Source organism: Pseudomonas sp. 50_B, from assembly GCF_017491625.1.
GTDB classification, from domain to species: Bacteria; Pseudomonadota; Gammaproteobacteria; order Pseudomonadales; family Pseudomonadaceae; genus Aquipseudomonas; species Aquipseudomonas danubii.
In genome coordinates this window covers 119,960-138,134 of record NZ_JAFGYX010000013.1, presented here as the reverse complement: position 1 = coordinate 138,134, position 18,175 = coordinate 119,960, and the positions used below count along the sequence as shown (strand labels likewise).

18 protein-coding genes and 1 pseudogene are annotated in these 18,175 nt (G+C 61.2%); 6 read left to right on the top strand and 13 right to left on the bottom strand.

The window, feature by feature from the left end; all coding sequences use genetic code 11:
• The first annotated feature begins 68 nt into the window (after positions 1-68).
• The 4 genes from lptE (at position 69) to J5M73_RS19580 (ending at position 3,455) form a co-directional block, all read left to right on the top strand.
• The gene (lptE, locus tag J5M73_RS19595) at positions 69-674 is read left to right on the top strand and encodes an LPS assembly lipoprotein LptE (RefSeq protein ID WP_102865356.1); all 606 of its coding nucleotides are present in this window, start codon (positions 69-71) and stop codon (positions 672-674) included.
• Positions 675-713: 39 nt separating this feature from the next.
• Entirely contained in the window at positions 714-1,751 is a 1,038-nt protein-coding gene (gene holA / locus J5M73_RS19590) for a DNA polymerase III subunit delta (protein ID WP_115581007.1), read from the top strand.
• 156 nt (positions 1,752-1,907) lie between these two features.
• Complete coding sequence (gene arfA, locus J5M73_RS19585) at positions 1,908-2,069, top strand: alternative ribosome rescue factor ArfA (protein WP_007927093.1); 162 nt, start codon at positions 1,908-1,910, stop codon at positions 2,067-2,069.
• 63 nt (positions 2,070-2,132) lie between these two features.
• Positions 2,133-3,455 carry a lytic murein transglycosylase gene (locus J5M73_RS19580; protein ID WP_207816014.1) on the top strand — a complete coding sequence of 441 codons (1,323 nt, stop codon included), beginning with the start codon at positions 2,133-2,135 and terminating at the stop codon, positions 3,453-3,455.
• A gap of 43 nt (positions 3,456-3,498) precedes the next feature.
• On the opposite strand, the gene J5M73_RS19575 is transcribed toward J5M73_RS19580, so the two are convergent.
• The 13 genes and pseudogenes from J5M73_RS19575 to J5M73_RS19515 all read right to left on the bottom strand — a co-directional run bounded on the left by J5M73_RS19575 (position 3,499) and on the right by J5M73_RS19515 (position 15,912).
• On the bottom strand, positions 3,499-4,446 hold the full coding sequence (locus J5M73_RS19575; RefSeq protein WP_102865353.1) for an LD-carboxypeptidase: 948 nt from the start codon (positions 4,444-4,446) through the stop codon (positions 3,499-3,501).
• Positions 4,447-4,608: 162 nt separating this feature from the next.
• Positions 4,609-5,631, bottom strand: coding sequence for a lipoyl synthase (gene lipA, locus J5M73_RS19570; protein ID WP_102865352.1), 1,023 nt, complete (start codon positions 5,629-5,631; stop codon positions 4,609-4,611).
• Between the two features lies 1 nt (position 5,632).
• Positions 5,633-6,280 carry a lipoyl(octanoyl) transferase LipB gene (gene lipB / locus J5M73_RS19565; protein WP_102865351.1) on the bottom strand — a complete coding sequence of 216 codons (648 nt, stop codon included), beginning with the start codon at positions 6,278-6,280 and terminating at the stop codon, positions 5,633-5,635.
• Positions 6,280-6,555, bottom strand: a complete 276-nt coding sequence (locus tag J5M73_RS19560; RefSeq protein WP_011063665.1) for a DUF493 domain-containing protein — start codon at positions 6,553-6,555, stop codon at positions 6,280-6,282. Before J5M73_RS19560 ends, lipB begins: the two co-directional genes overlap by 1 nt.
• Positions 6,556-6,635: 80 nt before the next feature.
• Entirely contained in the window at positions 6,636-7,793 is a 1,158-nt protein-coding gene (locus J5M73_RS19555) for a D-alanyl-D-alanine carboxypeptidase family protein (RefSeq protein ID WP_102865350.1), read from the bottom strand.
• A 177-nt stretch (positions 7,794-7,970) separates the two neighbouring features.
• Entirely contained in the window at positions 7,971-8,972 is a 1,002-nt protein-coding gene (locus tag J5M73_RS19550; protein WP_102865349.1) for a septal ring lytic transglycosylase RlpA family protein, read from the bottom strand.
• Positions 8,972-9,982 carry a lytic murein transglycosylase B gene (gene mltB / locus J5M73_RS19545; RefSeq protein WP_102865348.1) on the bottom strand — a complete coding sequence of 337 codons (1,011 nt, stop codon included), beginning with the start codon at positions 9,980-9,982 and terminating at the stop codon, positions 8,972-8,974. The genes J5M73_RS19550 and mltB overlap by 1 nt, the downstream gene beginning before the upstream one ends.
• Positions 9,983-9,999: 17 nt before the next feature.
• Positions 10,000-11,103, bottom strand: a complete 1,104-nt coding sequence (rodA, locus tag J5M73_RS19540) for a rod shape-determining protein RodA (RefSeq protein WP_102865347.1) — start codon at positions 11,101-11,103, stop codon at positions 10,000-10,002.
• Positions 11,104-11,134: 31 nt separating this feature from the next.
• Positions 11,135-13,030: a penicillin-binding protein 2 gene (gene mrdA, locus J5M73_RS19535; RefSeq protein WP_102865346.1), complete on the bottom strand. Its 1,896-nt coding sequence runs from the start codon at positions 13,028-13,030 to the stop codon at positions 11,135-11,137.
• Positions 13,031-13,042: 12 nt separating this feature from the next.
• Entirely contained in the window at positions 13,043-13,510 is a 468-nt protein-coding gene (gene rlmH, locus J5M73_RS19530; protein ID WP_011063671.1) for a 23S rRNA (pseudouridine(1915)-N(3))-methyltransferase RlmH, read from the bottom strand.
• A gap of 9 nt (positions 13,511-13,519) precedes the next feature.
• Positions 13,520-13,924: pseudogene (gene rsfS, locus J5M73_RS19525) on the bottom strand (ribosome silencing factor); the annotation flags it as partial.
• Positions 13,925-14,002: 78 nt separating this feature from the next.
• On the bottom strand, positions 14,003-14,647 hold the full coding sequence (nadD, locus tag J5M73_RS19520; RefSeq protein ID WP_102865345.1) for a nicotinate-nucleotide adenylyltransferase: 645 nt from the start codon (positions 14,645-14,647) through the stop codon (positions 14,003-14,005).
• On the bottom strand, positions 14,647-15,912 hold the full coding sequence (locus J5M73_RS19515) for a glutamate-5-semialdehyde dehydrogenase (protein ID WP_102865344.1): 1,266 nt from the start codon (positions 15,910-15,912) through the stop codon (positions 14,647-14,649). The genes nadD and J5M73_RS19515 overlap by 1 nt, the downstream gene beginning before the upstream one ends.
• Positions 15,913-16,087: 175 nt before the next feature.
• On the opposite strand from J5M73_RS19515, the gene J5M73_RS19510 reads away from it, so the two are divergent.
• Entirely contained in the window at positions 16,088-16,774 is a 687-nt protein-coding gene (locus J5M73_RS19510) for a DNA-3-methyladenine glycosylase (RefSeq protein ID WP_102865343.1), read from the top strand.
• A gap of 47 nt (positions 16,775-16,821) precedes the next feature.
• Positions 16,822-18,138, top strand: a complete 1,317-nt coding sequence (locus J5M73_RS19505; RefSeq protein WP_102865342.1) for a bifunctional DedA family/phosphatase PAP2 family protein — start codon at positions 16,822-16,824, stop codon at positions 18,136-18,138.
• The last annotated feature ends 37 nt before the right edge of the window (positions 18,139-18,175 follow it).

Genomic DNA, 18,175 nt, shown 5'->3' with positions numbered 1-18,175 from the left:
GGACCGGGCGCCGAACAAAACCTTCAGGGCCACAAGGTTGGCCCATATGGTTTCAAGGGGAGCAATACATGATCAAACGTAACCTGCTGGTGATGGGCCTGGCTGTTCTGCTGAGCGCCTGTGGCTTCCAGTTGCGCGGCACGGGAACCCAGGAGCTGACCATCAAGGAGCTCGACCTGAGTGCTCGGGACGCCTACGGCACCACCGTGAAAATGCTCCAGCAGCAACTGGAAAACAGTGGCGTACGGGTCCATGCCGGCGCGCCCTACAAGCTGGTGCTGCTGAATGAGGAAAACTCCCAGCGCACGCTCAGCTACACCGGCGGTGGCAGCTCGGCCGAATACGAGATCAGCACAACCCTCAGGTACGAGATCCTGACTCACGACAACCTGCACCTGCTCAACGACAAGCTGGAAGTGCAGAAAGTCTTCCTGCACGACGGCAACAACATCACCGGTTCGGATCAGGAATCGTCGGAAACCCGCAAAGAAATGCGTCGCGACCTGATCCAGCGCATGCTGATCCGCCTGCAACTGCTGACCCCGGAACAGCTTGCTCAGTTGCAGGCTACCGCCGAGGCCAAAGCCAAGGCAGAAGCCGAGGCCCTGGAAGCCGCACGCAAGGCTGAGGCGGAAACTCCGCAACAGTCTCCCTTGGAACTGCCGAACCAGTAAGCCTTGCGGGGCGCTCAGGCGCCCCTCTGGCCCCCGCCTATGAAACTCGCCCCCGCCCAACTCGGCAAACACCTGCAAGGCACACTAGCGCCGGTCTACGTGATCAGCGGCGACGATCCCCTGCTGTGCCAGGAAGCCGCCGACGCCATTCGCTCTGCCGTGCGCCAGCAGGGATTCGACGAGCGCCAGGTCTTCAGCGCCGATGCCAGCTTCGACTGGGGCACCCTGCTGCAAGCGGGGGCCAGCATGTCGCTGTTCGCAGAAAAGCGCCTGCTGGAGTTGCGCCTGCCTTCGGGCAAGCCTGGGGACAAGGGTGCAGCAGCACTGATCGAATACTGTTCGCGTCCGGCCGAAGACACGGTGCTGTTGATCAGCCTGCCCAAGCTCGACGGCAGCGCACAGAAGACCAAGTGGGGCAAGGCCCTGGTCGAAGGTGCCCAGACTCAGTTCGTGCAGATCTGGCCGGTGGACGCCAACCAGCTTCCACAGTGGATTCGCCAGCGCCTGTCACAGGCCGGCCTGTCCGCCAGCCAGGACGCCGTGGAGCTGATCGCCGCCCGGGTAGAAGGCAACCTGCTGGCGGCCGCACAGGAAATCGAAAAGCTCAAGCTGATGGCCGAAGGCGGGCAGATCACCGTCGAAACGGTACAGGCCGCCGTGGCCGATAGCGCTCGCTTCGACGTGTTTGGGCTGGTGGATGCGATTCTCAACGGCGAGGCCGCCCACGCCTTGCGCATGCTTGAGGGACTGAGGGGCGAAGGCGTCGAACCGCCGGTCATTCTCTGGGCCCTGTCCCGGGAACTGCGACTGCTGGCCAACCTGGCACTGCAATTCAGCCAGGGTGTGCCACTGGACAAGGTATTCAGTCAGGCTCGCCCTCCCGTCTGGGACAAGCGCAAACCCCTGATGAGCAAAGCCTTGCAGCGCTATTCGGCGCAACGTTGGGGCCAATTGCTACTGGATGCCCAGCGCATTGATGCCCAGATCAAGGGCCAAGCCAGTGGTTCGCCCTGGAGCAGCCTGAGCCGGCTGTCGCTGCTGATGGCCGGCCAACGCCTGGCCCTGCCTGCCGAATAATCGCGCTACTTATCTTTTGCTTGCACTAGGGTCTGTTCTCGTTTGACCCAGCAACGCGGCTCGTCACCAAACAGGAACAGACCCTAGACAGCAACTCCACTCTGGCCGATGATTCGCGCCGCAACACTTCTATTCCTGAAACAGCGAGCACTCACCATGAGCAAGCCATCCAAGCATGGCCCCAACAAGGCCAAATCCATCATCGCCCAGCCACTGTTCCGCAGCCGTCAGGAACGCCCGGCCAAGGGCAAAGGCAGCTACCGCCGCGAAGCCTTCCAGTCTAAAAGCTGGGAGGCTTCTTACTTTCTGGCCGCCTAAAGCCCTGAACCCCGTTGGCATGATAAGGTCTGCACCTGATTGTTATTCTCTCTGGACCTGTGCATGCCCTTTTGTCTTTCTCGTCGTTGGCACATGCGCCAACTGATCGCTGCCTCCAGCCTTGTTCTACTCGTCGCCTGCGCGGAGAAACCCACTGCCGCCGACGCCCAGCCGCTACCCAACCTCCAGGCAGCCCCCCTTGCCGCACCTGCCACCGTCGCACCACTGGCCGTCGACAATCTGGACATCCAGCCCACTCAGACCTTCGATGAATGGATGAACACATTCCGCGCCGAAGCCTTGGGCGCCGGGATTCGCGCCGATGTATTCGACCGTGCCTTCGCCGGGATCACCCCGGATATGAGCGTGATCAAGGCCGACCGCAGCCAACCGGAATTCACCCGCCCCGTCTGGGAATACCTGGATGGCGCGCTGTCCCCGGTACGGGTACGCAAGGGCAAGGCACTGCTGGTCCAGTACAGCGACATCCTGCAACGGATCGAACAGCGCTATGGGGTTGATCGCCAGACCTTGGTGGCCGTTTGGGGCATGGAGAGCAATTTCGGTGACTTCCAGGGCAACAAGTCGGTGATTCGCTCCCTGGCAACCCTGGCGTATGAAGGACGGCGCCCAGCCTTTGCCAACAGCCAGCTGATTGCCGCCTTGCAGATCATTCAACACGGCGATATCCAGCCAGAGAAGATGCTGGGTTCCTGGGCCGGGGCCATGGGCCAGACCCAATTCATTCCAACCACCTACAACACCCACGCTGTGGACTTCGACGGCGATGGTCGGCGCGATATCTGGAACAGCCCGGCCGACGCCCTGGCCTCCACCGCTCACTATCTGCAAAGCTCAGGATGGCAAAAGGGCCAGCCCTGGGGTGTTGAAGTCCAGCTCAACAGCGGCTTCGACTATGCCTTGGCCGATGCGTCCACCCGCAAGACCGTGGCCGAGTGGATGCGCCTGGGGATGACAACCGCCAATGGCAAGGCGTTGCCTTACGGATCAGAGCAATTGTCCGCCTCGTTGCTGCTGCCTGCGGGTTATCGGGGGCCGGCGTTCCTGATCCTGGATAACTTCCGTGCGGTGCTCAGGTACAACAACTCATCGTCCTACGCCCTGGCAGTCAACCTGCTGTCCGAACGCTTCGGCGGCGCCGGCCTGATCAGTGGCGACTGGCCCAAGGACGACCTGCCCCTGAGCCGCTCCGAGCGCATCGAATTGCAGAGCCTGCTCAACGCCAACCAGTATGACGCCGGCAACCCCGACGGCATCATCGGAGCCAACACCCGCAAAGCCATTCGTAGCGCCCAGCAAGCATTGGGTTGGCCCGCAGACGGCTACCCTACTCACAAGTTGCTGGACAGCCTGCGCAACCGCTAAGCCCGGAGCTGGCGAAGGGCTTCCCCCTTCGCCAGGGCCAGCCCTACTTGAACACCACGTCCTGTGCCAGGGTCAACTCCCTCGCCCCTGCGTCCAGCCTGACCAGAGCGCCCATGGGCAAAGTCAGGTTCGGGTCACAATGGCCACTGCGCCATCCTGCCAGCACCGGAATCCGCAGCGGCTCGAAGGTCTGCTTGAGCAGGCGGCACAATGCGCTGAAGTCCACACCGGCCACATCCCCCACCAAGACGCCCCGCAGGTTGTCCAGTTTGCCGGCCAGCCGCAGGTGATTGAGCAAGCGGTCAATACGGTACAACGGCTCGTTGACGTCCTCGATAAACAGGATGACGCCGTCGGTATTGATTTCGTAAGGCGTGCCCAGCGTGCAGGCAATCATCGACAGATTTCCCCCCAACAGCGGACCCAACGCAATGCCCGGCTCCACAGTGGTCAATGGGAAAGCCACGGGATGAGACAGCAGACTGCCCGCCTTTACCTGGCCCCGGAGCAGGTTGAAAAAGGACGCCTCGGTTGGCGGTTGCTTGTCACCCAGCAGGTCGGCATTGAGCATGGGGCCGTGAAAACTCACAAACCCGGCATAGCGGTTGATCGCCAGGTGCAAGGCGGTGATATCGCTGTAGCCGACAAAGGGCTTGGGGTTGCGTCGCAGCAACTCAAAGTCGATCTTGTCCAGCAAACGCGGACTGCCATAGCCCCCGCGCAGGCACACAATGGCGTCGACTTGGCTATCGGCAAATGCGCTGTGCAAGTCATCGAGGCGCACCTCGTCGCTGCCAGCCAGATATCCCTCCTGCTGGCCAACGCCGGGAAAGATCCGCAGCGTATAGCCACGGGAACGCATCCATTGAAAGGCTTTTTCGGTATCCAGCACTGCGGGACCGGCGGGGGCAATAAGGCCGATGACGCCTTCCGCAGCCAGTGCCGGCACCGGCAGGTGAGCATGAAGGGCAGCAGTCGGTTGGATGGGCATGCAGATTCTCCCTGTGTGAATTCACTCAAGCACAGTAGCCATGAATCTCGTTAAACAGAAGAGGATGACGCGACCGGGTGGGCGAAAAACAACCGAGACTGCAGAGGTGCTCGAAAGAGCCGGGAAACTGCCCGCAAGACCCAAGCCTTGCGGGCAGGCAAATCAGGAAACCAGGCCTTCTCTGGCCAGTTTCGCTTGTTCGTCGGCGTGATACGAGGAACGTACCAGCGGGCCCGAAGCGACATTCTTGAAGCCCATCTTGTAACCTTCCTCGGCGAACCAGGCGAAGGTATCCGGATGCACGAAACGCTGAACCGGCAAGTGGTTGCGGGACGGCTGCAGGTACTGGCCAAGGGTCAGCATATCGATGTCGTGCTCACGCATGCGCTTCATGACTTCGATGACTTCGTCGTCGGTTTCGCCCAGGCCCAGCATCAAGCCGGACTTGGTCGGTACATGGGGCACCAGTTGCTTGAACTTCTGCAGCAAGGTCAGCGACCACTGGTAATCCGAGCCCGGACGCGCAGCCTTGTACAAGCGCGGCACGGTTTCCAGGTTGTGGTTGAACACATCCGGTGGCGTGGCAGCGGTGATTTCCAGGGCTACATCCATGCGACCGCGGTAGTCGGGCACCAGGGTTTCCAACTGTACGTTCGGCGACAGCTTGCGGATCTCGCGAATGCAGTCGGCAAAGTGCTGGGCACCGCCGTCACGCAGGTCGTCGCGGTCCACCGAGGTGATCACCACATACTTCAGGCGCAGGTCGGCGATGGCCACTGCCAGGTTCATCGGCTCGTCGACATCCAGAGGTTTTGGACGACCGTGGCCAACGTCACAGAATGGGCAGCGACGGGTGCAGATGTCGCCCATGATCATGAAGGTTGCGGTACCGCCGGAGAAACATTCGCCCAGGTTCGGGCAGGATGCTTCTTCGCAGACGCTGTGCAACTTGTGCTTGCGCAGCAGTTGCTTGATCCGGTCGACTTCCGGGGATACCGGAATACGTACCCGGATCCAGTCCGGTTTCTTCGGCAGTTCGGTGGTCGGAATGATCTTCACCGGAATGCGCGCAACTTTTTCCGCACCGCGCAATTTGACGCCGGCTTCAACTTTCGGACGTGGCGCCCGCTCGGAGACATCCACCGTCGGGATCAGGGTTTGAACAGCGTCTTGCGCAGTAGTCATATCAGTCGATTCCGCCCGTTAGGGTCGTCTGCTCAGCATAGTCGAGGTGTTTGACGAGCTGCGCACGCAGCCGGGCACTTACCTCGGCAAATTCAATCGGCCCTGCATGGTCGCTCAGCTGGGTCATCGCCAACCCGGCATAACCACAGGGGTTAATCCGTCGAAACGGCTGCAAATCCATGTCCACGTTCAAGGCCAGGCCATGAAAGGAACATCCATGGCGGATACGCAGGCCCAGGGAGGCGATTTTCGCCCCTTCGACGTAGACACCCGGTGCATCGGGCTTGGCCGCCGCCGGCACGCCGTAGCTGGCCAGCAACTCCACCAGGCATTGCTCCATGCGACTGACCAGATCACGCACGCCGAATCCCAGCCTGCGCACATCCAGCAGCAAGTAGGCCACCAACTGGCCGGGACCGTGATAAGTCACCTGTCCGCCGCGATCGGCCTGCACCACCGGTATATCTCCCGGCAGCAGCAGATGCTCGGCCTTGCCCGCCTGGCCTTGGGTAAACACCGGCGGATGCTGCACCAGCCAGATTTCGTCTGGGGCGCTGGTGCCACGTTCATTGGTAAAGCGCTGCATGGCCTGCCAGACCGGCTCGTAAGCCATCAGGCCAAGCTCACGAAAGCCCAGCGTCTGTGGCATCACAGCACCATGTGGACGACACCGGTAGCACGCAGGGCACTATTGATATCACGCAGTTGGTCTTCACCGGTGGCGGTGATGTGCAGTTGTACCGTGGTGTACTTGCCGTTGCTGCTCTGACGCTCGGCCAGGGACTTGATGTCCAGCTTGGCGTACTTGGCGAGGATCTCGATCACGGTGTCCTTGAAGCCGACAACCGTGTCACCGATCACCTTGATCGGGTAGTCATCGACGGGGAATTCAATCTTGTGCGACTTAACGTCAGTGTCTGTCATGGCAGTAACGGCCTCGTAAGCCGGACGACGGACATGGCCCCCGCTCCACTTCGGAGCGGGGGCCATGCAGGTCGACAATATCAGTTGAACAAGCCGTAGAAGAATAGACGGATGCTATCCCACATGCGGCGGAAGATACCACCTTCGTCGACCGCTTCCAGGGCGATCAGGTCAGCGCTGTGCACCACCTTGTCGTCCAGTTTCACTTCGACTTTACCAATCACGTCGCCCTTGGCGATCGGCGCAACCAGTTGCGGGTTCATGGTCATGCTGGCGGCGAGCTTTTTCAACTGGCCTTTAGGCATGGTCATGGTCAGATCTTCAGCCAGACCGGCCTTGACCTGATGAGAGGTGCCCTTCCACACCTGCGCCTGAGCCAGCTCGGTGCCTTTCTGGTAGAAGGTCTGGGTTTCGAAGAAGCGGAAACCGTAGGTCAGCAGCTTCTGGGTTTCGGCGGCGCGGGCCTGCTCGCTGTTGGTGCCGAACACCACGGCGATCAGACGCATGCCATCACGTACTGCCGAAGACACCATGCAGTAGCCGGCTTCATCGGTGTGGCCGGTTTTCAGACCATCGACGGTCTTGTCGCGCCACAGCAGCAGGTTACGGTTAGGTTGCTTGATGCCGTTCCAGAAGAACTCCTTCTGCGAGTAGATCGCATAGTGGGCAGGGTCTTCATGGATGATCGCGCGAGCCAGCACCGCCATATCATGGGCCGACGAGTAGTGCTCAGGGTTCGGCAGGCCGGTCGGGTTCATGAAGTGGCTGTTGCTCATGCCCAGATCGGCAGCCGTCTTGTTCATCATGTCGGCAAAAGCGTCTTCGCTGCCGGCAATGTGCTCGGAAACCGCAACGCTGGCGTCGTTGCCCGACTGAATGATGATGCCGTGCAGCAAGTCGCTGACGGTGACTTGCGAACCCACCTTGATGAACATCCGCGACCCGCCGGTACGCCAGGCGTTCTCGCTGACGGTTACCGGATCGTTCTCGCCGATCTGGCCGCGACGGATTTCCAGGGTCGCGATGTAAGCGGTCATCAGCTTGGTCAGACTGGCCGGTGGCAGGCGCTGGTCACCATTGTTCTCCACCAGCACGTTACCGCTGCTGGCGTCCATGAGCACATAGGATTTGGCGGCCAGTTGCGGTGGCGACGGCATCGCCTCGACCGCCCAGGCGGCGGGCGTGATGATCAGCGGGACAAGCAGGCACAGGCGTTTGGCAAAGGTGGTGATGTTCATCCGTCTCTCGAAGTTGCTAATGGAAACTTGCCCGAGGGCAAAACTATTTCAGACAGCCTTCTAAAGGGCTGTCGCGTGTTCAGTTGCTCACTCACTGACCCTTGCCGGGCTTTTGTTGTTCGACGAGCCAACAACCAGGGTCCGCCCCCCAATACCGCAAGCGGACCCTCAATCTTCTTACTCGGCAGTCACCACACTGGGCTGGCCAAGGTTAGCCAAGCGCACACTGTTCTGCGCTTGCTGAGCCTCACCCGGCGTGCCGAATGGCCCCAAGCGTACCCGATGCAGCGTCTGCTGATTACGTACGATCGAGCTGATGAACACCGGGGCGCTCACCATGCTGCTCAATTTAGACCTCAACAGCTCCGCAGCGTCCGGGTTGGCGAAGGCCCCCACCTGCAGATACTGGCCTGAGGCGGCTGCAGGAGTGTTTTTAACTTGTACGGGAACTACCGCTGCAGCGTGTTGCTGGGGCGGCGGCGTCCATTGCTCGACAGTACCGGCCGAAGCCGTGATCACCGGCGCGTTATTTTGCGCCACTTGCGGCTCATTGAGCATCAACGGCGCCGGACGGCCACGCTGGGCCCACCACTGCTGCGGATCGATGCCTTCGACCTTGACCCGAGCGGTGCCGGTCTCGGCATAACCGAGCTTCTTTGCAGCCGCGTAGGACAGGTCGATGATGCGGTCGGAGTAGAACGGACCACGATCGTTGACCCGCAGGATCACGCTGCGATTGTTGTCCAGGTTGGTGACCTTCACGTAACTGGGCAAGGGCAGGGTCTTGTGTGCGGCACTCATACCGTACAGGTCATAGACCTCGCCATTGGCGGTGTTCTGACCATGGAACTTGGTGCCGTACCAGGACGCCGTACCGGAAGCCACGTAGTTCTTGGACTCCTGGATGGGGAAATAGGTTTTGCCCAGCACCGTATAGGGGTTGGCCTTGTACGGGCCGGTGTGCAGGGTCGGGGTCGCATCGGGAATGCGCGAGACGTCGACGTCCCACCAGGGCGCGCCATCCTTGTGTGCACGGTTGACGTCCAGGCCCGGCATGGCGCGCACGCCACTCGTGGACTTGTGCTGCGGCGAGCGGCTCGTCGAGCAACTGACCAACAACAAGGACAACGCGGCAAAAGCCACCAGCTTCAGGGGTTTGCGGATTGGCATTGCCAGCATTACTTGACGCCCCGTGCTTGGACCAGTTGTTCAGACAACTGATGTACGGCCATGGCATACATCACGCTGCGGTTATAGCGAGTGATCGCGTAAAAGTTCTTCAGGCCCATCCAGTATTCCGGGCCACTGTCACCTTCCAGACGGAAAGCGGTGACCGGCAGATCATCGCGCAGCGCATCATGACTCGACCAGCCCAAGGCCCGCAACTCCCCGACCGTCTTGGTCGGCTCTATCCCTGTGGTCAAGCCTTCGTCCACGCGATCGCCACGCACGTCGGCGCGACTCACCACCGGCTCGCCGGCCACCCAGCCATGACGCTTGAAGTAGCTGGCAACGCTGCCGATGGCATCGTCCGGGTTGGTCCAGATATTGATGTGGCCATCACCGTCGAAGTCCACCGCATAGGCGCGAAAACTGCTCGGCATGAACTGCGGCAGCCCCATGGCTCCCGCGTAGGAGCCCTTGAGGCTCAAGGGATCAAGTTGCTCTTCACGGACCAGCAGCAGGAACTCGCGCAGTTCCTTGCGGAAGAATTCGGCGCGGGGCGGATAATCGAAGCCCAGGGTAGATAACGCATCGATCACCCGGTAATTGCCGGTATTACGCCCAAAAAAGGTCTCAACGCCGATAATCGACACTATGACCTGGGCCGGTACGCCATATTCCTGCTCGGCGCGAGCCAGAACCGCCTCATGCTGACGCCAGAAATCCACACCGCGGGCAATGCGCGCGTCGGTGATGAACATCGGCCGGTATTCTTTCCACTGCTTGACCCGCTCGGCCGGCCGCGAAATGGCGTCAAGAATCGATTGCTTGCGCTCGGCCTCGCGGAACACCCCCATCAGCTGTTCCCCGGCAAAACCATAGTCCCGGGTCATTTCGCCAACGAATTCGGCCACTTGCGGCGAACCTTCGTAATCACCGGCGAACGCGGGTTGCGCTGCACCAAGGATGCTTACCAGGCCGACCCACGGCGCATGCCGAGCAGCCCAGCCACGCATTACTTGCATTGAATTCTTCACCTTAATCAAACCTGCGCGATCCACTTGCGATGGGTATGGATCGACATCAAAACCCCAAACGCTGACAGTAGCGTCACCAGCGAAGTTCCTCCGTAGCTAATGAACGGCAACGGAACCCCCACTACCGGCAACAAGCCACTGACCATACCGATGTTGACGAAAACGTAAACAAAAAACGTCATGGTCAGGCTGCCTGCGAGCAACTTGCCGAACAGCGTCTGCGCCTGAGCGGTGATCACCAACCCGCGCCCGATCAACAGCAGGTAGATCAGCAGCAGCGCACAAATGCCCACCAGGCCGAACTCCTCGCCCATGACCGCAATAATGAAGTCGGTGTGGCTCTCCGGCAAAAAGTCCAGGTGCGACTGCGTACCCAGCAGCCAACCCTTGCCGAAAACCCCGCCGGAACCGATGGCCGCCTTGGACTGGATAATGTTCCAGCCCGTGCCCAGGGGGTCGCTCTCGGGGTCGAGAAAAGTCAGGATTCGCTGTTTCTGGTAGTCATGCATGATGAAGAACCACATGGCGATGGCCACCGGCACCGCGGCCGCCAGCACACTCAGAATCCAGCGCCAGCGCAGCCCACCCATGAACAGCACGAAGGCGCCACCGGCCAGGATCAGCAGGGCGGTGCCCAGGTCCGGCTGACGCACGATCAGGATGAACGGAATGCCGATCAGTATCAGGCTGATCCCCACATGCTTGAGATGGGGCGGCAAGGTGCGCTTGGACAGGTACCAGGCGATGGTCGCCGGCATGATGATCTTCATGAACTCCGACGGCTGGAAGCGGATCACCCCGGGAATGTTGATCCAGCGGGTCGCGCCCATGGCGTTGTGGCCCATGACGTCCACCACCACCAGCAACACCACGCCGAACACATAGCCCAGAGGCACCCAGCGCGCCATGAAACGTGGCTCGAACTGGGCGATGACAATCATCGACACCAAGCCGATGCCGAAGGACGTGGCCTGCTTGGCCAGCAGATCCCAGCTCTTGCCACTGGCGGAATACAGCACGAACAGGCTGCCGGCGGCCAGCGTCAACAGCAACACCAGCAAGGGGCCATCGATATGCAGGCGCTGCAACAGCGTCGCACGACGGCGCATCACATCCTCACTGGAGAGGATGCGGTCAAAATTACTCTTCACGGGCCGTAGCCTCCGCGCTGATAGGGCTGGCGAACTCAGGCTTGAGCTGGCCGTCCTGGCCGAGAAGCCAGGCATCCATCACCTGGCGCACCACGGGAGCCGCAACGCCGGAGCCCGACTCGCCGTTCTCGACCATGACCGAAACCACGATCTTGGGGTTTTCCGCCGGGGCGAAGCCGACAAACAGGGCGTGGTCGCGATGGCGCTCCTGAACCTTGGAGCGGTCGTATTTCTCGCCCTGCTTGATCGCCACCACCTGGGCAGTACCACTCTTGCCGGCAATCCGGTACTGCGAACCAACCGCAGCCTTGCGCGCAGTGCCGCGGGCGCCGTGCATCACCTGCTGCATGCCGTGATTGACCCTCATCCAGTCCGACGGGTCGCGCAGGACGATGTCCGGCATCGGGTTGTGATCCACCGGCTTCTCGCCTTCGATGCTCTTGGCCAGGTGCGGTCGGTTCCACTTGCCCTTGCTGGCAACCAGAGCGGTCGCCTGGGCCAGTTGCAACGGCGTCGACTGCATGTAGCCCTGGCCGATCCCGAGAATCAGGGTTTCTCCCGGGAACCAGGCCTGACGCCGGGTGGCGCGCTTCCACTCGCGAGTCGGCATCAGCCCCGGGGATTCCTCGAACATGTCCAGGGAGACCTTCTGGCCGATGCCGAACTTGGTCATGTAGGCCGAGAGCCGATCGATCCCCAGCTTGTGGGCCAGGTCATAGAAATAGGTGTCGTTGGACCGCATGATCGCGGTGTCCAGGTCGACATAACCGTCACCGCTTCGGTTCCAGTTGCGGTACTTGTGATCGTAGTTGGGCAGTTGGTAGTAGCCCGGGTCGTAAACGCGGGACGAGGCCGTCACCACCCCGGCATCCAGCCCGGCAATCGCCACCGCCGGCTTGATGGTCGAACCCGGTGGATACAGACCGCGCAGCACCCGGTTGAACAGCGGCCGATCAATGGAATCACGCAATTCGGCATAAGCCTTGAAGCTGATACCGGTGACGAACAGGTTCGGATCGAAACTTGGCTGGCTGACCATCGCCAGAACTTCCCCGGTGCTCGGGTCCAGCGCCACCACCGCACCGCGGCGGCCGCCCAGAGCCAGCTCCGCGGCCTCCTGCAACTTGATATCCAGGCTCAGGACAATGTCCTTGCCGGGAATCGGATCGGTGCGCTTGAGCACCCGCAGCACTCGGCCACGGGCGTTGGTTTCAACTTCCTCGTAACCCACCTGGCCATGCAATTCCGGCTCGTAGAAACGTTCGATGCCAGTCTTGCCGATATGGTGGGTGCCGCTGTAGTTCACCGGGTCCAGGGACTTCAGCTCTTTCTCGTTGATCCGCCCCATATAGCCCACGGAGTGCGCAAAGTGCGCGCCCTGCGGGTAGTGCCGGACCAGTTGCGCAACCACTTCCACCCCGGGCAGACGGAACTGGTTCACCGCAATGCGGGCTATCTGCTCTTCCGTCAACTCGAACAGGATCGGCACCGGTTCGAAAGGGCGCCGCCCCTGTTTCATGCGCTTTTCGAACAGCACCCGGTCTTCCGGGGTCAGTTCCAGCACCTCGACAATCACATCGAGGACCTGCTGCCAGTTGCCGGAACGTTCGCGGGTCATGCTCAGGCTGAAACTGGGCCGGTTATCAGCAACTACCACGCCATTGCGGTCGAAAATCAGTCCGCGAGTCGGGGGAATCGGCTGCACATGCACCCGATTGTTCTCCGACAGCGTGGAGTGATAGTCGTACTGAATCACCTGCAGGTAATACAGCCGGGCAATCAGCACGCCAATCAGGCAGACCACCATAATGGCGCCGAACACGACCCGGCTACGCACCAGACGGGCGTCTTTTTCGTGGTCCTTGATGCGGATCGGCTGGGACATTAGGGGCGCGGGCTACTTGTGGTAAGGGTGCCCGGACAACACGGTCCAGGCGCGATACAGCTGTTCACCGATGAGAATCCGCACCAGCGGGTGCGGCAAGGTCAGCGGCGACAGCGACCAACGCTGATCCGCTCGCGCACAGACTTCCGGCGCCAGCCCTTCCGGGCCGCCGACCATGAAATTCACGGTGCGCGAATCGAGACGCCAACGATCCAGTTCCACCGCCAACTGCTCGGTGCTCCAGGGTTTGCCGTGCACCTCGAGGGTGACGATGCGCTCGTTATGCCCGACCTTGGCCAGCATGGCTTCGCCTTCCTGACGGATAAAGCGAGCCACGTCGGCGTTCTTGCCCCGGGTATTGAGCGGAATTTCCACCAGTTCCAGCGCCAGCTCGGAGGGCAGACGCTTGGCATACTCGTGCCACCCCTCTTCCACCCACTTGGGCATGCGTGAACCAACAGCGATCAGACGCAGGCGCACAGCTGTCCCTTATTGCTGGTCTTTGTTGAGCTTGGTGAAGTGCTCGTGGCCATGCTCCGGGCTGTGGTGCTTGCCATCGGCCGCGCGGCTCTGCTCTGCGCCCTGCCACAGACGCTCCAGGTCATAGAACTGACGAGCCGAGGCAGTCATCATGTGCACGATCACATCGTCCAGGTCCAGCAGCACCCAGTCGCTGTCGCCCTTGCCTTCTTCACCCAGCGGACGCACGCCCTGGGCCTTGACCATCTCGCGGACCTTTTCCAGCATCGCGCCGATCTGGCGATTGGAGGTACCGGTGGCGATGATCATGTAGTCAGTGATGCTTTGCTTGTCGCGAACATCGATCACCAGGACATCCTGGGCCTTGACGTCTTCCAGCGCGGCAACAGCCACCTTGACCAGATCTTCGCCTTTCATTACTTGGTTAGTCATATAAAACTCGTTCAGCTCGTATGTTTGGAGCGCCGCTCAGCACAGGCCGGCAGCGTTCCTTCAGTTCGGCGCACGGTAAAGTCCGTGAGCATCGATATAGGCCAGGACCGCGTCAGGCACCAGGAAACGTACCGACTTACCGCTGGCCAGCAGTTGACGGATCTGGGTGGCGGACACCGCAAGCGGCGTCTGCCAGACGAATGCAATGTGTCCCCCCGGCCCTTGCAGGGCCAGTGGGTCGCTCACCGAGCGCGCCGCCAACAGGTTGCGCAAGGCATCCGGTGGCTCGCTGTCGGCATCCGGGCGTTGCAGCACCAGGATGTGGCAATGCTGGAGTAATTCTTCCCAACGATGCCAGGTGGGCAGGCCGCAAAACGCGTCCCAGCCCAGTAACAGAAACAACTGGTCATCCGCGGCCAACTCGGCCCGCATCTGCTCCAGGGTGTCGATGGTGTAGGACGGCTTGTCCCGTTTCAGCTCACGGTCGTCCACCACCAGGGGTGAAACGCCCGCCACCGCATATTCGACCATCGCCAGACGATCGAGCGCCGACACCTGCGGTGTATCCCGATGCGGCGGCCTGGCACTGGGTGTCAGGCGCAGCTCATCGAGTTGCATGGATTCAGCCACCTCCAGCGCACCACGCAAGTGGCCGATATGCACTGGATCGAAGGTGCCGCCCAGCAGACCGATACGTTTACCCATCAAGTGCGCACGTGACCGTCGCCGAAAACCACATACTTCTCGCTGGTCAAGCCTTCCAGGCCCACCGGGCCACGGGCGTGCAGCTTGTCGGTAGAAATGCCGATCTCAGCGCCCAGGCCATATTCGAAACCGTCGGCAAAGCGCGTAGAGGCATTGACCATGACCGAACTGGAGTCCACTTCATTGAGGAAGCGCCGAGCGTCACTGAAGTTCTCGGTGACGATGGAGTCAGTATGGTGCGAGCCGTAAGTGTTGATGTGTTCGATGGCCTGCTCCAGGTTGTCCAGCACCCGGATCGAGAGGATCGGCGCGGTGTACTCGGTGCGCCAGTCTTCTTCGGTCGCTTGCAGCACATCAGCGCCAAGAATTCCTCGGGTTTGCTCGCAGCCACGCAACTCGACGCCCTTGTCGCGATAGATCGCAGCCAATGGCGGCAATACGCGCTCGGCAATGGCGGCGTGAACCAGCAGGGTTTCCATGGTGTTGCACGGCGCGTAGCGCTGGGTCTTGGCGTTATCGGCAATACGAATCGCCTTGTCCAGGTCCGCCGCCACATCGATATACACGTGGCAGACGCCGTCCAGGTGCTTGATCACCGGAACTTTGGCATCGCGGCTGACCCGCTCGATCAGGCTCTTGCCGCCACGAGGCACAATTACGTCGACAAACTCGGGCATGGTGATCAACGCACCCACCGCGGCGCGATCAGTGGTTTCCACCACTTGCACCACGTGAGGCGGCAGATCGGCAGCCGCCAATCCCTGCTGAATGCAGGTGGCAATGGCACGGTTGGAATGAATGGCCTCGGAACCACCCCGCAGGATGGTGGCGTTGCCGGACTTCAGGCACAGGCTGGCAGCATCGATGGTCACGTTCGGACGGGACTCGTAGATGATGCCGATCACTCCCAGGGGCACACGCATCTTGCCCACCTGGATGCCCGAAGGCAGGTAGCGCATGTCGCGGATTTCACCGATGGGGTCAGGCAGCTTGGCCACCTGACGCAGGCCTTCGATCATTTCATCGATACGCGCCGGAGTCAGCGCCAGACGATCCAGCAGAGCCGGTTCCAGACCATTGGCCCGGCCGTTGGCCAGGTCCTGCTCGTTGGCTGCGGTCAGCTCCGGTCGCGCAGCGTCCAAGGCATCGGCAGCCGCCAACAGCGCACGGTTCTTCTGCGCAGTGGTGGCACGGGCGATCACCCGGGAAGCTTGGCGGGCAGCGCGACCCAAACGGGTCATGTAGTCAAGAACGGACTCAGTCATGGTCTGGTGTGGTCTTGGCAAAGAGGAAAGCGGCTGATTATAGCTGTCGCGCCCGTTCACGGACAGCGGTCACAGGCGGATGGTCGAAATGGAGTGTAAATACCCGCAGTTCAGCCTGAATTAAGCCTGGAGTTGTTACCATTACGTCACTTTTTCCGCCATAACCCTCGTCACCATGTCCATCCTGACCTCTGCGAACCCGCCCAAAGCCTTGCCTGACGGCTTTTTCGACCGTGACGCCGAGCTTTTGGCCCGTGAACTGCTGGGCAAAGTCATTCGCCATAAAGTCGGCGAGCTGTGGTTATCCGCGCGCATTATCGAAACCGAAGCCTATTACTGCGAGGAAAAAGGCAGCCACGCCTCCCTCGGCTACACAGAAAAGCGTAAGGCTTTGTTTCTCGATGGCGGCCACATCTATATGTATTACGCACGCGGTGGCGACTCGTTGAACTTCAGCGCCCAGGGGCCCGGCAATGCGGTACTGATCAAGTCCGCCTATCCCTGGGTTGACACTGTCTCCGGCCCGGCCAGCCTGGCGCAGATGCTACTGAACAACCCGGACGCCAGTGGCCGCCCGCGCCCCTCGCAAAAGCTATGCGCCGGCCAGACCCTGCTGTGCAAGGCCATGGGCTTGAAAGTCCCAATCTGGGATGCAAAGCGCTTCGATCACGAAACCCTTTTCGTCGAGGACGTCGGCAGCGCAGTGCCGCACATCATCCAGACCACCCGCCTGGGTATCCCCCGCGGTCGTGACGAACACCTGATGTACCGCTTCGTCGATGCCGCCTATGCGCCCTACTGCACACGGAACCCGCTGCGCCGTGGCCAAGTCGAAGGTCGCGACTACCTGATCCTCGACTGATTAGCGCAACCCCGTACCCGCCAGACACTGACAATGGAGTTGAAATTATGGGCCCATGGCTCGACAGCGTGACCGCCTGGCTGACCACCAACCCGCAATGGCTGGCCGCCGCTGTATTTATTGTGGCCTGCGTGGAGTGCCTGGCCATTGCCGGCCTGATCGTTCCGGGAACGGTGCTACTGTTCGCGATTGCCGTGCTGGCGGGCAACGGCGCGCTGTCACTGGGAGAAACCCTGCTTCTGGGGTTGTTCGGCGGTTTGCTCGGGGACGTGGTGTCCTACCTGCTGGGGCGTCACTTTCACCAAAGCATCCGGCGCCTGCCGGGACTGCGCCATCATCCGGAATGGATCAACGGCGCCGAAGCCTATTTTCAGCGTTACGGCATCGCCAGTCTGCTGGTAGGACGCTTCATCGGCCCGCTGCGGCCAATGTTGCCAATGGTTGCCGGCATGTTCGACATGCCATTTGTACGATTTTTCGCCGTCAGCCTGCTGGCAGCCGCGGGCTGGTCGGTGGCTTACCTGCTGCCAGGCTGGGCCACGGGTGCGGCGATTCGCCTGCCGCTGCCCGAAGGCTTCTGGCCACAAGCCGGTGTGGTAGCTGGCAGCCTCGCAATACTGATCGGCTTGAGCGTCGCCAGCAGCCTGCGTCGCCATCGTCGGGCTACCCTGCTGATGTCCGGCCTGAGCCTGTTGATCCTGGCAGGGCTGTTCATCGGTTACCCCTATCTCACGCAGTTCGACCAGGGGCTGATCGCCCTGGTGCAGGAACACCGGAACCCGACCCTGGACAAGATCATGGTGATGGTCACCCAGATCGGCGAGTTTCGCGCCATGTTCATCATCAGCGCAGTACTGACCCTGCTACTTCTGGCCCTGCGCCAATGGCGTCACGCCGTATTCGCCGGCGCCACCCTGATGTGCACCGCACTGGCCAACACTGCCAGCAAATGGTTCTTTGCGCGGGTACGTCCCGAGGTCCTGACCGAGCCCCTCACCAGTTTCAGCATGCCCAGCGGGCACTCTTCTGGCTCCTTCGCCCTGTTCCTGACCCTGGCGGTATTGGCAGGCCGTGGCCAGCCACCACGAATGCGCCTGACCTGGCTGCTGCTGGGCTGCCTGCCGGCGGCATCCATTGCCTTGTCCCGGGTCTACTTGGGGGCTCATTGGCCAACCGACATTCTCGCCGGTGCCATGCTCGCGACCTGTGTCTGCGCCGCCAGCCTGACCCTGATTCAATGGCAAGAATCGCTCAAGCCGATGTCGGCCAAGGTCTGGTGGCTGCTACTGCCAGTCATGCTGCTGTTGTGCGGGTTCATGGCGACACGGCATCTGCCTCACGCCCTGCTGCGATACGCCTATTAAGCGTGCAGGCGGCAACCTGTAGCCGCCGCTAGAGGTT